The 14,446-nt window shown below is 67.5% G+C and carries 10 protein-coding genes and 3 rRNA genes; 12 read left to right on the top strand and 1 reads right to left on the bottom strand.

The window, feature by feature from the left end; all coding sequences use genetic code 11:
* The first annotated feature begins 2 nt into the window (after window positions 1-2).
* The 8 genes from argG to HPC71_RS11755 all read left to right on the top strand — a co-directional run bounded on the left by argG (window position 3) and on the right by HPC71_RS11755 (window position 10,238).
* Window positions 3-1,436 carry an argininosuccinate synthase gene (gene argG / locus HPC71_RS11790; RefSeq protein WP_171896720.1) on the top strand — a complete coding sequence of 478 codons (1,434 nt, stop codon included), beginning with the start codon at window positions 3-5 and terminating at the stop codon, window positions 1,434-1,436.
* 22 nt (window positions 1,437-1,458) lie between these two features.
* Complete coding sequence (locus HPC71_RS11785) at window positions 1,459-1,947, top strand: NUDIX hydrolase (protein ID WP_154617230.1); 489 nt, start codon at window positions 1,459-1,461, stop codon at window positions 1,945-1,947.
* Window positions 1,948-3,372: an argininosuccinate lyase gene (gene argH, locus HPC71_RS11780; protein ID WP_171896719.1), complete on the top strand. Its 1,425-nt coding sequence runs from the start codon at window positions 1,948-1,950 to the stop codon at window positions 3,370-3,372. It abuts the gene before it with no gap.
* Window positions 3,356-3,970 carry a DNA-3-methyladenine glycosylase gene (locus tag HPC71_RS11775; protein ID WP_171896718.1) on the top strand — a complete coding sequence of 205 codons (615 nt, stop codon included), beginning with the start codon at window positions 3,356-3,358 and terminating at the stop codon, window positions 3,968-3,970. The genes argH and HPC71_RS11775 overlap by 17 nt, the downstream gene beginning before the upstream one ends.
* A 416-nt stretch (window positions 3,971-4,386) precedes the next feature.
* A 16S ribosomal RNA gene (locus tag HPC71_RS11770) occupies window positions 4,387-5,905 on the top strand.
* 373 nt (window positions 5,906-6,278) lie between these two features.
* Window positions 6,279-9,410 (top strand): 23S ribosomal RNA (locus HPC71_RS11765).
* Window positions 9,411-9,554: 144 nt separating this feature from the next.
* Window positions 9,555-9,671: ribosomal RNA gene (gene rrf / locus HPC71_RS11760) — 5S ribosomal RNA — on the top strand.
* The 16S, 23S and 5S rRNA genes sit together here, the layout of an rRNA operon.
* 189 nt (window positions 9,672-9,860) lie before the next feature.
* Window positions 9,861-10,238 (top strand): single-stranded DNA-binding protein, encoded by a 378-nt coding sequence (locus tag HPC71_RS11755; RefSeq protein WP_154617444.1) that lies wholly within the window; start codon window positions 9,861-9,863, stop codon window positions 10,236-10,238.
* On the opposite strand, the gene HPC71_RS11750 is transcribed toward HPC71_RS11755, so the two are convergent.
* The gene (locus HPC71_RS11750; protein ID WP_154617446.1) at window positions 10,213-11,337 is read right to left on the bottom strand and encodes a DUF1015 family protein; all 1,125 of its coding nucleotides are present in this window, start codon (window positions 11,335-11,337) and stop codon (window positions 10,213-10,215) included. The two genes, HPC71_RS11755 and HPC71_RS11750, sit on opposite strands and share 26 nt — an antisense overlap.
* A 47-nt stretch (window positions 11,338-11,384) precedes the next feature.
* Between HPC71_RS11750 and HPC71_RS11745 the strand changes: the two genes are divergently transcribed.
* The 4 genes from HPC71_RS11745 to HPC71_RS11730 are packed head-to-tail and all read left to right on the top strand — an operon-like array spanning window position 11,385 to window position 14,446.
* Window positions 11,385-12,407 (top strand): HAD-IIA family hydrolase, encoded by a 1,023-nt coding sequence (locus tag HPC71_RS11745; RefSeq protein WP_284438241.1) that lies wholly within the window; start codon window positions 11,385-11,387, stop codon window positions 12,405-12,407.
* Between the two features lie 9 nt (window positions 12,408-12,416).
* Window positions 12,417-12,659, top strand: coding sequence for a hypothetical protein (locus HPC71_RS11740; protein ID WP_154617448.1), 243 nt, complete (start codon window positions 12,417-12,419; stop codon window positions 12,657-12,659).
* Between the two features lie 6 nt (window positions 12,660-12,665).
* Window positions 12,666-13,505 (top strand): TlyA family RNA methyltransferase, encoded by an 840-nt coding sequence (locus HPC71_RS11735; RefSeq protein WP_171896717.1) that lies wholly within the window; start codon window positions 12,666-12,668, stop codon window positions 13,503-13,505.
* On the top strand, window positions 13,502-14,446 hold the full coding sequence (locus HPC71_RS11730; RefSeq protein WP_257866267.1) for an NAD kinase: 945 nt from the start codon (window positions 13,502-13,504) through the stop codon (window positions 14,444-14,446). The genes HPC71_RS11735 and HPC71_RS11730 overlap by 4 nt, the downstream gene beginning before the upstream one ends.

Raw genomic sequence — 14,446 nt, 5'->3', positions numbered from 1 at the left:
AAGTGAGCAAGGTCCTCACCACGCTGCCGAAGGGTGAGCGCGTCGGCATCGCGTTCTCCGGCGGCCTGGACACCTCCGTCGCCGTCGCCTGGATGCGCGACAAGGGCGCCGTGCCCTGCACCTACACCGCCGACATCGGGCAGTACGACGAGCCCGACATCTCCGGCGTCCCCGACCGCGCGCTCCAGTACGGCGCGGAGATCGCGCGCGCCGTCGACTGCCGCAGCCAGCTCGTCGAGGAAGGACTGGCCGCGCTCGCGTGCGGTGCCTTCCACATCCGCTCGGGCGGCCGGGCCTACTTCAACACCACCCCGCTCGGCCGCGCCGTCACCGGCACCATGCTGGTCCGCGCCATGCACGAGGACGGCGTCGACATCTGGGGCGACGGCTCGACGTTCAAGGGCAACGACATCGAGCGGTTCTACCGCTACGGCCTGCTGGCCAACCCCGACCTGCGCATCTACAAGCCGTGGCTCGACCACGACTTCGTCACCGAGCTCGGCGGCCGCACGGAGATGAGCCAGTGGCTCACCGAGCACGGCCTGCCCTACCGCGACAGCAAGGAGAAGGCGTACTCCACCGACGCCAACATCTGGGGCGCCACCCACGAGGCCAAGACCCTCGAGCACCTCGACGTCTCCCTGGAGACCGTCGAGCCGATCATGGGCGTGAAGTTCTGGGACCCCTCGGTCGAGATCGCCACCGAGGACGTCACGGTCCGCTTCGAGGCCGGCCGCCCGGTCGCCATCAACGGCACGACGTACGACGACCCGGTCGCGCTGGTCCACGAGGCCAACACCATCGGTGGTCGTCACGGGCTCGGCATGTCCGACCAGATCGAGAACCGGATCATCGAGGCCAAGTCCCGCGGCATCTACGAGGCGCCGGGCATGGCGCTGCTGTGGATCGCCTACGAGCGCCTGGTCAACGCGGTGCACAACGAGGACACGATCGCCAGCTACCACAACGAGGGCCGCCGCCTGGGTCGCCTGCTCTACGAGGGCCGGTGGCTGGACCCGCAGGCGCTGATGATCCGCGAGGCCATCCAGCGCTGGATCGCCTCGCTGGTGACCGGCGAGGTCACCATCCGGCTGCGCCGCGGCGAGGACTACACCGTGCTCGCCACCGACGGCCCCGCGTTCTCCTACCACCCCGACAAGCTGTCGATGGAGCGCACCGAGAACGCCGCGTTCGGCCCCGTCGACCGGATCGGCCAGCTCACGATGCGCAACCTCGACATCGCCGACTCCCGGGCCAAGCTGGAGCAGTACGCCGGCCAGCCGCTCGACCAGGGCCAGGTGCTGGTCGAGAACGGCACGCTCTTCGGGGAGCTGCCGCCCGGCGGCTACGACCGGATCACCGAGAACCCGACGTACGCAACGGGCACCGAGGAGGAGGCGCTCGACGCCGCCGCCATGGAGTTCGGCACCGACTGATGAACGCCCCCGCGGTCGCCTCGTGACGACCTCCACCCGACCGGTGCGCGAGCGCGTCTGCGCCCGCGTGCTGCCGGTCAACGCGGCCGGCGAGGTCCTGCTCCTGCACGGGTGGGACCCCGCCGACCCCGGCTCGCCGTACTGGTTCACCATCGGCGGCGGCCTCGAGCCGGGGGAGCCGCTGGTGGCGGCCGCCGCGCGGGAGATGCACGAGGAGACCGGGGTGGTGGTCGCGGCCGCCGACCTGGTCGGGCCGGTGCACCGGGAGACCGTCGCGTTCGACTGGGGGCCCTGGCACCTGGTCCAGGACCAGACCTACTTCGCGGTCCGGCTCGACCTGGCGGCCGGCCAGGAGGTGCACTTCCGCGGTCTCGAGCCGCTGGAGGTGGGCACGATCGACCGGGCCGCGTGGTGGACCCCGGAGGCGCTGGACGAGGATGGCACCGCCGTGAGCGGTGACCTCACGAGGATCATGCGGACCGCGGTGGACGCGGTCGGAGGAGGCAGGTAAGTGAGCACCACCAACGAGGGCAAGCTCTGGGGCGGCCGGTTCGCCGGCGGCCCGTCGCCGGAGCTGGACGCGCTGTCGCGCTCGACCCACTTCGACTGGCGGCTCACCCCCTACGACCTCGCCGGCTCCCGGGCCCACGCCAACGCGCTGCACCGCGCGGGCCTGCTCTCCGACGCCGACCTCGCCGAGCTCCGGCGCGGCCTCGACGTGCTGGGGGAGCGGTACGCCGCCGGCGAGCTCCACCCCGACCCGTCCGACGAGGACGTCCACGGCGCCCTGGAGCGGCTGCTCCTCGAGGAGGTCGGCCCCGAGGTCGGCGGCCGCCTGCGGGCCGGCCGCAGCCGCAACGACCAGATCGCGACCCTGTTCAAGGTGTTCCTCCGCGACCACGCCCGCGTCGTCGCCTCGCAGGTGCTCGACCTGGTCGACGTGCTCGCCGCGCAGGCCCGCGACCACCTCGAGCCCGAGCCCACGATCATGCCGGGCCGCACGCACCTCCAGCACGCCCAGCCGGTGCTGCTGGCCCACCACCTGATGGCCCACGCCTGGCCGCTGCTGCGCGACGTCGACCGGCTGCTCGACTGGGACGCCCGCGTCGCCGCCGACTCGCCGTACGGCTCGGGCGCGCTCGCCGGCCAGTCCCTCGGGCTCGACCCGACCGGCGTCGCCGCCGAGCTCGGGTTCACCGGCTCCACCGCCAACTCCATCGACGGCACCGCCGCCCGCGACTTCGTCGCCGAGCTGGCCTTCGTCGCCGCCCAGGTCGGGGTCGACGTCAGCCGGCTCGCCGAGGAGGTCATCCTCTGGGCCACCAAGGAGTTCGGCTTCGTCACGCTGCACGACTCCTGGTCGACCGGGTCGAGCATCATGCCGCAGAAGAAGAACCCCGACATCGCCGAGCTCGCTCGCGGCAAGGCCGGTCGTCTGGTCGGCAACCTGGCCGGGCTGCTGGCCACGCTCAAGGCGCTGCCGCTGGCCTACAACCGCGACCTCCAGGAGGACAAGGAGCCGGTCTTCGACTCCGTCGACACCCTCGAGGTGCTGCTGCCGGCGTTCACCGGGATGGTCGCCACGCTGGTCTTCGACCGCGACCGGCTCGCCGAGCTCGCCCCGCAGGGGTTCTCGCTGGCCACCGACGTCGCGGAGTGGCTGGTCCGCCAGGACGTCCCCTTCCGGGTCGCCCACGAGCTGGCCGGCGCCTGCGTCCGGGAGTGCGAGCAGCACGGCATCGAGCTCCACGAGCTCACCGACGACCAGCTCGCCGCGATCTCCCCGCACCTGACCCCCGCCGTGCGCGAGGTGCTCACCGCGGAGGGGTCGGTCGCCTCCCGCGACGGCCGTGGCGGCACCGCCCCGGTGCGGGTGCGCGAGCAGCTGGTCGAGCTGACCGAGCGCGCGGCCTCCTACCGTGCCCGGCTCGGCTGAGCGTCACCACGAGCTGGCCGGCCTCCTCGCGGGGCCGGTCGACCAGGTCGCGCCCCGGCTCCTCGGAGCGGTCCTCCGTCACGGCGACGTCGCCGTCCGGCTCACCGAGGTCGAGGCGTACGCCGGCCCGGCCGACCCGGGTTCGCACGCCTACCGGGGGATGACCCGGCGCAACGCGACGATGTTCGGCCCCGCCGCGCACCTGTACTGCTACTTCACCTACGGCATGCACGTGTGCTGCAACGTCGTCACCGGCGGCGCGGGCGACCCCAGTGCGGTGCTGCTGCGCGCCGGCGAGGTCGTCGCCGGCATCGAGGTCGCGCGCGAGCGCCGGCCCGGCTCCACCGACCGCGACCTGGCCCGCGGGCCGGCCCGCCTGTGCCGGGCGCTGGGCATCGCCCTGGACCACGACGGCACCGACCTGGCCGTCGGGCCGATCCTGCTCGAGCCGGGGGAGCCGCCCGCGACGTGCTCGAGCGGGCCCCGGGTCGGGCTCCGCGGTGCCCCCGAGCGGCCGTGGCGCTTCTGGGTCACCGGCCACCCGACGGTCTCGATCTACCGCCCGGCCAAGGCCCGTACGCCGCGCACGACCGCCTGATTTGGCACGACCCCGAGGCAGGTGTAATGTTCTTCCTCGCCGCGGTTCACCGCTTCAGGCCGGTCGAGAGACCACCAGGCCGGAGGTGGCATCGTCGCGGCCCGGGTCCAACCGGATCGCGCAGCTCCCCGGAGTTGCGCGGCAGGATCGGAACCGGTAAGTTTCTGCAGGTTGCCTCCGCAGCCGGCCCGAAAGGGTGAGGGCGGGGTGCGTGTGATCCTTGAGAACTCAACAGTGTGTCATAGTCGACGAATTAGTTTGTTATGCCCCGTCGGCTGATCTGATTGCCTTTTGGTGGTTGGGTTGGTTGATGGTTTCTTTGACAATGATTCTGACAATGTAATTGTCAGTGTCGTCTGTCAGGGCATCTCTTTTTCTCAGCACTGGTCCTTGTGGTTGGTGTTGGGTGTTGTTTTTCAACGGAGAGTTTGATCCTGGCTCAGGACGAACGCTGGCGGCGTGCTTAACACATGCAAGTCGAGCGGTAAGGCCCTTTCGGGGGTACACGAGCGGCGAACGGGTGAGTAACACGTGAGTAATCTGCCCTCCACTTCGGGATAAGCCTCGGAAACGGGGTCTAATACCGGATACGACACAGTTTCGCATGAGATCTGTGTGGAAAGTTTTTCGGTGGGGGATGTGCTCGCGGCCTATCAGCTTGTTGGTGGGGTAATGGCCTACCAAGGCTTCGACGGGTAGCCGGCCTGAGAGGGTGACCGGCCACACTGGGACTGAGACACGGCCCAGACTCCTACGGGAGGCAGCAGTGGGGAATATTGGACAATGGGCGGAAGCCTGATCCAGCAACGCCGCGTGAGGGATGACGGCCTTCGGGTTGTAAACCTCTTTCAGCGGGGACGAAGCGAAAGTGACGGTACCCGCAGAAGAAGCACCGGCCAACTACGTGCCAGCAGCCGCGGTAATACGTAGGGTGCGAGCGTTGTCCGGAATTATTGGGCGTAAAGGGCTCGTAGGCGGTTTGTCGCGTCGGGAGTGAAAACACCGGGCTTAACTCGGTGCTTGCTTTCGATACGGGCAGACTAGAGGCATGCAGGGGAGAACGGAATTCCTGGTGTAGCGGTGAAATGCGCAGATATCAGGAGGAACACCGGTGGCGAAGGCGGTTCTCTGGGCATGTCCTGACGCTGAGGAGCGAAAGTGTGGGGAGCGAACAGGATTAGATACCCTGGTAGTCCACACCGTAAACGTTGGGCGCTAGGTGTGGGGCCTATTCCATGGGTTCCGTGCCGCAGCTAACGCATTAAGCGCCCCGCCTGGGGAGTACGGCCGCAAGGCTAAAACTCAAAGGAATTGACGGGGGCCCGCACAAGCGGCGGAGCATGCGGATTAATTCGATGCAACGCGAAGAACCTTACCTGGGTTTGACATACGCCGGAAAGCGCCAGAGATGGTGCCCCTTTTTGTCGGTGTACAGGTGGTGCATGGCTGTCGTCAGCTCGTGTCGTGAGATGTTGGGTTAAGTCCCGCAACGAGCGCAACCCTCGTCCTATGTTGCCAGCGGGTTATGCCGGGGACTCATAGGAGACTGCCGGGGTCAACTCGGAGGAAGGTGGGGATGACGTCAAGTCATCATGCCCCTTATGTCCAGGGCTTCACGCATGCTACAATGGCCGGTACAAAGGGCTGCGATGCCGCGAGGCGGAGCGAATCCCAAAAAGCCGGTCTCAGTTCGGATTGGGGTCTGCAACTCGACCCCATGAAGTCGGAGTCGCTAGTAATCGCAGATCAGCAACGCTGCGGTGAATACGTTCCCGGGCCTTGTACACACCGCCCGTCACGTCACGAAAGTCGGCAACACCCGAAGCCGGTGGCCTAACCCCTTGTGGGAGGGAGCCGTCGAAGGTGGGGCTGGCGATTGGGACGAAGTCGTAACAAGGTAGCCGTACCGGAAGGTGCGGCTGGATCACCTCCTTTCTAAGGAGCACACATCCCGATCACCACCGAATGTGTGGTGACGATGGGGGTGTCTCACTAGTGGAATCGTCGATGATGCTGTGCCTGGTTGTGCCGGGTCCTCTCAGTACTGCTCGTGCTGGTGTTCAAGCTCTTTTGGGGGTTTGGGTGCTGGCGGCGGGTGTGGAACCTGGGGGTCTGGTGGAGCTGGGGATGGTTGACACACTGTTGGGCTCTGGGGGATCACTCCCTCAGTGCTGTTCCTCCGCAGACCCCCTCCGATTCTTTGGTCGGTGTGGTGGCTGGTGGTGGGGTTGTTGTTTGTGAACTGGATAGTGGACGCGAGCATCTTGTAAGAAACTTTTGTAGTTGTTGTCTTCGTTGAGTGTTTGTGAGACAAGCTATGAAGGGCACATGGTGGATGCCTTGGCATCAAGAGCCGATGAAGGACGTAGGAGCCTGCGATAAGCCCTGGGGAGTTGGCAACCGAGCGTTGATCCGGGGATGTCCGAATGGGGGAACCCAGCTGGAGTCATGTCCAGTTACCTGCACCTGAATATATAGGGTGTGTGGAGGGAACGCCGGGAAGTGAAACATCTCAGTACCGGCAGGAAGAGAAAACAAAAGTGATTCCGAGAGTAGTGGCGAGCGAAATCGGAAGAGGCTAAACCTTATGCGTGTGATACCCGGCAGGGGTTGCGCATGAGGGGTCGTGGGACTGTCTTGTTGATTCTGCCGGATCGACACAGAGTAAGAAAACGTTCGTGAAGTCGAAGTCTGTTGGAAAGCAGCGCCGTAGAGGGTGATAGCCCCGTATGCGTAAGCGTTCGTCTCTGGGACGGTATCCCAAGTAACACGGAACCCCTGAAATTCCGTGTGAATCTGGCGGGACCACCCGTTAAGCCTAAATACTCCTTGATGACCGATAGCGGACAAGTACCGTGAGGGAAAGGTGAAAAGTACCCCTGGCGGGGAGTGAAATAGTACCTGAAACCGTGTGCCTACAATCCGTCAGAGCCCGGCTGCCCCTTGTGGGTGTTGGGGTGATGGCGTGCCTTTTGAAGAATGAGCCTGCGAGTTTGCGTTGTGTTGCGAGGTTAACCCGTGTGGGGAAGCCGTAGCGAAAGCGAGTCCTAATAGGGCGTTTGAGTAGCACGATCAAGACCCGAAGCGAAGTGATCTATCCATGGGCAGGTTGAAGCGCGGGTAAGACCGCGTGGAGGACCGAACCCACTTAGGTTGAAAACTGAGGGGATGACCTGTGGATAGGGGTGAAAGGCCAATCAAACTTCGTGATAGCTGGTTCTCCCCGAAATGCATTTAGGTGCAGCGTCGCGTGTTTCTTGCCGGAGGTAGAGCACTGGATAGCCGATGGGCCCTACAAGGTTACTGACGTTAGCCAAACTCCGAATGCCGGTAAGTGAGAGCGCGGCAGTGAGACTGCGGGGGATAAGCTCCGTAGTCGAGAGGGAAACAGCCCAGACCATCAGCTAAGGCCCCTAAGCGGTGACTAAGTGGAAAAGGATGTGGAGTCGCATTGACAACCAGGAGGTTGGCTTGGAAGCAGCCACCCTTGAAAGAGTGCGTAATAGCTCACTGGTCAAGTGATTCCGCGCCGACAATGTAGCGGGGCTCAAGTCATCCGCCGAAGCTATGGCATTCACACAATAACTAAGCTCTTGTGGTTCAGGTGTGTGGATGGGTAGGGGAGCGTCGTGTCGGGAGTGAAGCTCCGGGGTGACCCAGGGGTGGATCCGACACGAGTGAGAATGCAGGCATGAGTAGCGAATCACGTGTGAGAAACACGTGCGCCGAATGATCAAGGGTTCCAGGGTCAAGCTAATCTGCCCTGGGTAAGTCGGGACCTAAGGCGAGGCCGACAGGCGTAGTCGATGGACAACGGGTTGATATTCCCGTACCGGCAAAGTAGCGCCCATGACGAACCTGGTGATGCTAACCACCCGAAACCACGTTTACTGAACCCTTCGGGGGATGGGATGTGGCGGAGCGTGGGACCCGAGCTGGTAGTAGTCAAGCGATGGGGTGACGCAGGAAGGTAGTCCAACCACGGCGATGGTTGTCCGTGGCCAAGGATGTAGGACGTCGGGTAGGCAAATCCGTCCGGCTGTCTTTGATGACGAGTCTGAGATCTGATGGGGACCCGTATGGGGAAGTGGATGATCCTATGCTGTCGAGAAAAACCTCTAGCGAGCTATGCGCCGCCCGTACCCCAAACCGACTCAGGTGATCAGGTAGAGAATACCAAGGCGATCGAGCGAACCATGGTTAAGGAACTCGGCAAAATGCCCCCGTAACTTCGGGAGAAGGGGGGCCCGATCCGTCAACCACCTTGCGTGGGGAAGCGGAGGAGGCCGCAGAGACCAGGCCCAAGCGACTGTTTACTAAAAACACAGGTCCGTGCGAAGTTGTAAGACGATGTATACGGACTGACTCCTGCCCGGTGCTGGAAGGTTAAGGGGACCTGTTAGAGCACTTCGGTGTTCGAAGCGGAGAACTTAAGCCCCAGTAAACGGCGGTGGTAACTATAACCATCCTAAGGTAGCGAAATTCCTTGTCGGGTAAGTTCCGACCTGCACGAATGGAGTAACGACTTGGGCGCTGTCTCAACCGTGGACTCGGCGAAATTGCACTACGAGTAAAGATGCTCGTTACGCGCGGCAGGACGGAAAGACCCCGGGACCTTTACTATAGTTTGGTATTGGTGTTTGGTTCGGCTTGTGTAGGATAGGTGGGAGACTGTGAAGCATTCACGCCAGTGGGTGTGGAGTCATCGTTGAAATACCACTCTGGTCGTACTAGATGTCTAACCTAGGTCCGTAATCCGGATCAGGGACAGTGCCTGATGGGTAGTTTAACTGGGGCGGTTGCCTCCTAAAATGTAACGGAGGCGCTCAAAGGTTCCCTCAGCCTGGTTGGCAATCAGGTGGCGAGTGTAAGTGCACAAGGGAGCTTGACTGTGAGACAGACATGTCGAGCAGGGACGAAAGTCGGAACTAGTGATCCGGCCACGGCATGTGGAAGCGTGGTCGCTCAACGGATAAAAGGTACCCCGGGGATAACAGGCTGATCTTCCCCAAGAGTCCATATCGACGGGATGGTTTGGCACCTCGATGTCGGCTCGTCGCATCCTGGGGCTGGAGCAGGTCCCAAGGGTTGGGCTGTTCGCCCATTAAAGCGGCACGCGAGCTGGGTTTAGAACGTCGTGAGACAGTTCGGTCCCTATCCGCCGCGCGCGCAGGAAACTTGAGAAAGGCTGTCCCTAGTACGAGAGGACCGGGATGGACGAACCTCTGGTGTGCCAGTTGTCCCGCCAGGGGCACGGCTGGTTAGCTACGTTCGGAAGTGATAACCGCTGAATGCATCTAAGCGGGAAGCATGTTTCAAGATGAGGTTTCCCACCACGTTAAGTGGGTAAGGCCCCCAGCAGAACACTGGGTTGATAGGCCGGAGGTGTACAGCAGTAATGCCTAGCCGACCGGTACTAATAGGCCGAGGGCTTGTCCCACAACCACTCAACCAAGACAACAACTGTCCTTGCGAGTGCTCGCGTCCACATATATCCAGAACACGCCGATACTTGGCGCGCACCTGGACCCCCTCGGTACAGCGCTTGAGCGCTGTCGGGGCGGGCGGTGCGTGTCGCTAGAGTTACGGCGGCCATAGCGAAAGGGAAACACCCGGTCCCATCCCGAACCCGGAAGTTAAGCCTTTCAGCGCCGATGGTACTGCAACCGCGAGGTTGTGGGAGAGTAGGACGCCGCCGGACATACCATTAGCAAGCAGGGCCAACCCCATGTGGGTTGGTCCTGCTTCGCATTTACGGGTCTTTTCCGTGACGACCGCGGCCCGGTCTCCGTGCACAGGATGTTCTCGCGCCTGGTTCTCCACCGGGGCTCAGGCTTGCGCGCGGCACCGTCGGCGCCTCGGCGGAGCGTTGCCGCAGGAGGTGATGCGGATGTCCGCACGCACGAAGGGAGAGGTCCCGGCCGCCGATCGCCGGGACGAGCACATCAACGAGGTCCGGCTGGTCGGCCGGGTCTCCCAGGCGCCCGCGGAGCGGGTGCTGCCCAGCGGGGACGCCGTCTGGACCTTCCGGCTCGCCGTCACCCGCACGGGGGACCAGGGGCGGTCGAAGCAGACGGTGGACGCGCTCGACTGCGCGGTGTGGGCGGCCCGGCCGCGGCGCTCGATCCTGACGTGGCAGGTCGACGACGTGGTCGAAGTGACCGGCTCGGTCCGCCGGCGCTTCTTCCGCACCGGAGCGGGTGCGGCGTCCCGCACCGAGGTGGAGGTGCGGTCGGCGAAGGTCATCCGTCGAGCAGGGAGCGGATGAGCACGCCGACGCTCGGCTTCGGCTGGAAGGAGGTTGCCTTCTGGGGGAGCAGCCGTCCGGCGGCCACGATGCCCAGGACCGTGTCCACGGGCGGTGCGGGCACCAGCACCGCTGTGCCGGTCCCGGTGCCCGCCGCAGCGAGCGCCTCCTCGGCGGAGTGGAGGTAGTCGATCCGGTGCGGTCCGCGGGGCAGCGCCGGCACCAGCTGCTCGTGGAGGGCCTCCACCGCGAGCCTGCCGACGCGCGACGGGACGGCCAGGGCGGCCCACCGCTGCTGGTCGGTCGCGACCAGGGTGTCCGGGCCGAGGGCCTCGACGGCCGCGGTGTGGGTGAGCTCGGCGAATCCGATGCCGACCGTCTCGGCGGCTGCGCGGACGTCCTCGAAACGGCTGCCGGCCAGGAGCCGGTGGATGGCGCCGAGGAAGAGCGGGGTGTCGTCCTGGTCGACCAGCATCGCCAGTCCTCGGTCGTAGGCCGTGCCCGGGGCCCGGCGCTGGAGTCGCAGGTAGGCGCTGTAGCGGTGGTGCCCGTCGGCGATGAGCGCCCGCGTCCCGGCCAGCTCCGCCGTGAGCGTCGCGAGCCGGTCGGGGTCGCGGATCGCCCAGATCCGGTGCTGTTGCCGGGCGCGGTCGGTGAAGTCGTGGACCGGAGCCTCGGACCGGAGCTCGCTCAGCAGTCGGCGGGTCTCGTCGCGTCCGTGGTGGACCAGCAGGATGGGGGCCGGGTTGAGCTGCATCTGGGTCATCCGGTCGGCGAGCTCGTCGGCCTGGGCCGGGTGGATCCCCTCGTGGGGGAGGACGACCGCCTCCCCGGGGCCGGCGGCGCGGCGAGAGACGTCCAGGGCGCCGACCAGGCCGCGGACGGTGATGCCGCCGGCGGTGTACTCGTGCAGGTAGAGCGCCGCCTGCTCGTCGCGGAGCAGCTGGCCGCTGGCCTCCCAGCTGCGCAGCCGTTCGGGGACGGTGTCGTACGGGCGGGCCAGGACCCGCGCGGAGGCCGGGTCGCCGATCCGGCGCGGCGCGAGCATGAGCCCGTGGAACGGCGCGAGCGCGAAGGGGCCACCGACGTACGGCGGGGTCACCACGGCGCTTGGGTCCACCGACGCATCGTAGGGTGCCCTCGCGACGAGGCCATGAGGAGGCAAGCGTGCTCGGGACCAGCCCGACGGCCCTGGTGGGGGCCTACGACCTGGCGATGCTCGACCTGGACGGCGTGGTCTACGTCGGCGGTGAGGCGGTGCCGGGCGCACCCGAGCACCTCGAGCGGGCCCGGGACGCGGGAATGCGCCTGGCCTTCATCACCAACAACGCCTCGCGGACGCCGGCCACCGTCGCCGAGCACCTCTCCCGGCTGGGCGTGCCGGCCGAGCCCGAGGACGTGGTCACCTCCGCCCAGGCCGCCGCCCGCCTGCTCGCCGACCGGCTCCCCGCCGGTGCGCGCGTGGTGCTGCTCGGTGCGGCGGGGCTGGAGGAGGCGGTCCGGTCCGCCGGACTGACCCCCGTCGGCGTCGAGGACGAGGCGGACGCGCTCGTGACCGGCTACGGCCCCGACGTGCTGTGGCGCGACATCATGCGTGCTGCGGTCCGGGTTCGCGAGGGCCTGTGGTGGGTCGCCTCGAACACCGACCTGAGCATCCCGACGGCGTACGGCGCGGCTCCCGGGCACGGGGTGCTCGTCGAGACGGTGCAACGGTTCAGCGGGGTGGACCCCGTCGTGGCCGGGAAGCCGCAGCGCCCGCTGCTCGACGAGACCGTGCGGCGGGTCGGCGGCGAGCGGCCGCTGATGGTCGGCGACCGGCTCGACACCGACATCGCCGGGGCCCGGCGGGCCGGGATCGACTCGCTGCTCGTGCTCACCGGGGTGACCGGCCTGGCCGAGCTGGTCGCGGCGAGGCCCGAGGAGCGGCCGACGTACCTCGCCCCGGACCTCCGCGGGCTCCTCGAGCCGCACCCGGAGGTGGTGCTCGACGGCGACCCGGCCGGGGGGAGCGCGCAGGCCGGCGGCTGGACCGCGCACATGACCTCCGGGACGGTGCGCGTCGAGGGGGCGGGGTCGGTCGCCGACTGGTGGCGCGCGGTGGCGGTCACCGCCTGGCGCCACCTGGACGCCGTCGGCGAGCCGGTCGACGTCGCGGGGCTGGAGCCGCCCACCGGGGGAGACGCCGGGTAGCCTCGCGGCATGAGCGAGCAGGCCGACCTCCCGACCGCGGACACCCGCACCGAGGACCTCCGCGCCGCGGCGCCCGTGCGCACCGGTGTCGAGGGCGTGGACCGGATCGTCGCCACCGTCGAGGAGCTGGAGGACCGCCCGCTCGAGGAGCACGTCGCGGTCTTCGAGGCCGCCCACGAGGGCCTGCGCCGCGCCCTCGACGCCGACCCGGGCGCCCCCGCCGCCCCGGGCCGCCCCGGCGCCCCCGCCTGATCCGCCGTGCCTCCCCGTCGTCTCCGGCTCGACGCCGAGCTCGTCCGCCGTGGGCTCGCCCGCTCCCGTGAGCACGCCAGCGAGCTGATCGCCGCCGGCCGGGTCACCGTCCAGGGCGCCCGGGCCACCAAGCCCGCCACCGGCGTCACGACCGACGTCGCGATCGTCGTCACCACCGACCCCGACCGCCCCGACTACGTCTCCCGCGGCGGCCACAAGCTCGCCGGCGCGCTCGACGCCTTCGGGCCGCTGGGCCTGGAGGTCGCCGGCCGGCGCTGCCTGGACGCCGGGGCCTCGACCGGAGGCTTCACCGACGTGCTGCTGCGCCGGGGCGCCGGCCAGGTGGTCGCCGTCGACGTGGGTTACGGCCAGCTGGCCTGGCGCCTCCAGCAGGACGAGCGCGTCGTCGTGCACGACCGCACGAACGTCCGCGAGCTCACCCCGGAGCTCATCGGCGGGCCGGTCGACCTCGTCGTCGGCGACCTGTCGTTCATCTCCCTGGAGCTCGTGCTCGACGCCCTGCTGGCCGTGACCGCCGAGGACGGCGACCTGGTGCCGATGGTCAAGCCGCAGTTCGAGGTCGGCAAGGACCGGGTCGGCAAGGGCGGCGTGGTCCGCGACCCGGCGCTGCGGGCCGAGGCCGTGCTCGCGGTTGCCGACGCCGCGGCGCGCCGCGGTTGGGGTGCGCGTGCGGTGACCGTCAGCCCGCTGCCCGGACCGTCGGGCAACGTGGAGTTCTTCCTGTGGCTGCGCCGGGGACCGGCGACCATCACGCCCGAGGACGTCCACAGCGTCGTGCGCGGGGGTCCGCCGTCGTCGGCGCCGGGTGAGAGGGTTGACCCGTGACCACGACCCAGCCGACGCCGCGCCGCGTCCTCATGCTCGCCCACACCGGGCGGGAGGAGGCACGCGAGGTGGCCCTGGCGTTCTGCAAGGCGCTGAGCGCCAGCGGGATCGTCGTGCGCCTGCTCGCGGCCGAGGCCGCCGACCTCGGGATCGACCCCGCCGCGTACTCCCCGGCCATCGAGGTCGCGCAGGACGAGGACGGCGCCGCCGCCGACTGCGAGCTCGCCGTCGTGATCGGTGGCGACGGGACGATCCTGCGCGCCGCGGAGATCACCTACGGCAGCCGGACGCCGGTGCTCGGGGTCAACCTCGGTCACGTCGGCTTCCTGGCCGAGGCCGAGGTCGACGACGTGCAGTCGACGATCGACGCGGTCGTCGAGCGGCGCTACGTCGCCGAGGACCGGATGACGCTGGACGTCCGGGTCTTCCGCGACGGCGAGCTGGTCACCAGCACGTTCGCGGTCAACGACGCCAGCGTGGAGAAGGCGGCCCGCCAGCGGATGCTCGAGGTGGTCGTCGAGGTCGACGGCCGCCCGCTGTCGCGATGGGGCTGCGACGGGGTCGTCTGCGCGACGCCCACCGGCTCCACGGCGTACAACTTCAGCGCCGGCGGCCCGGTCGTGTGGCCGGGGGTCGAGGCGCTGCTGATGGTCCCCATCAGCGCCCACGCGCTCTTCGCCCGACCGCTGGTGGTCGCCCCGACCTCGGTGCTCGCGATCGAGGTGCTCGCCCGCACCGAGGCGGGCGGGGTGCTGTGGTGCGATGGTCGGCGCACGGTCGACCTGCCGCCCGGTGCCCGGATCGAGGTGCGCCGCGGCACCCATCCGGTCCGGCTGGTGCGGCTGCACGACTCGCCCTTCACCGACCGGTTGGTGGCCAAGTTCGGCCTGCCGGTCGAGGGGTGGCGGGGCCAGGCGGAACGACGACGACGGGAGGCGTGA

This window comes from Nocardioides marmotae (genome assembly GCF_013177455.1).
In the GTDB taxonomy this organism is placed as follows: Bacteria; Actinomycetota; Actinomycetes; order Propionibacteriales; family Nocardioidaceae; genus Nocardioides; species Nocardioides marmotae.
Note: the sequence above shows the minus strand (reverse complement) of the source record. Positions and strands in the feature narration are given on the sequence as shown.

Bases quoted from the DNA above. Each gene is read 5' to 3' on its own strand.
- HPC71_RS11740 (WP_154617448.1), top strand. From the start codon at position 12,417: ATGAGCGAGCAGGCCGACCTCCCGACCGCGGACACCCGCACCGAGGAC.
- HPC71_RS11755 (WP_154617444.1), top strand. From the start codon at position 9,861: ATGTCCGCACGCACGAAGGGAGAGGTCCCGGCCGCCGATCGCCGGGAC.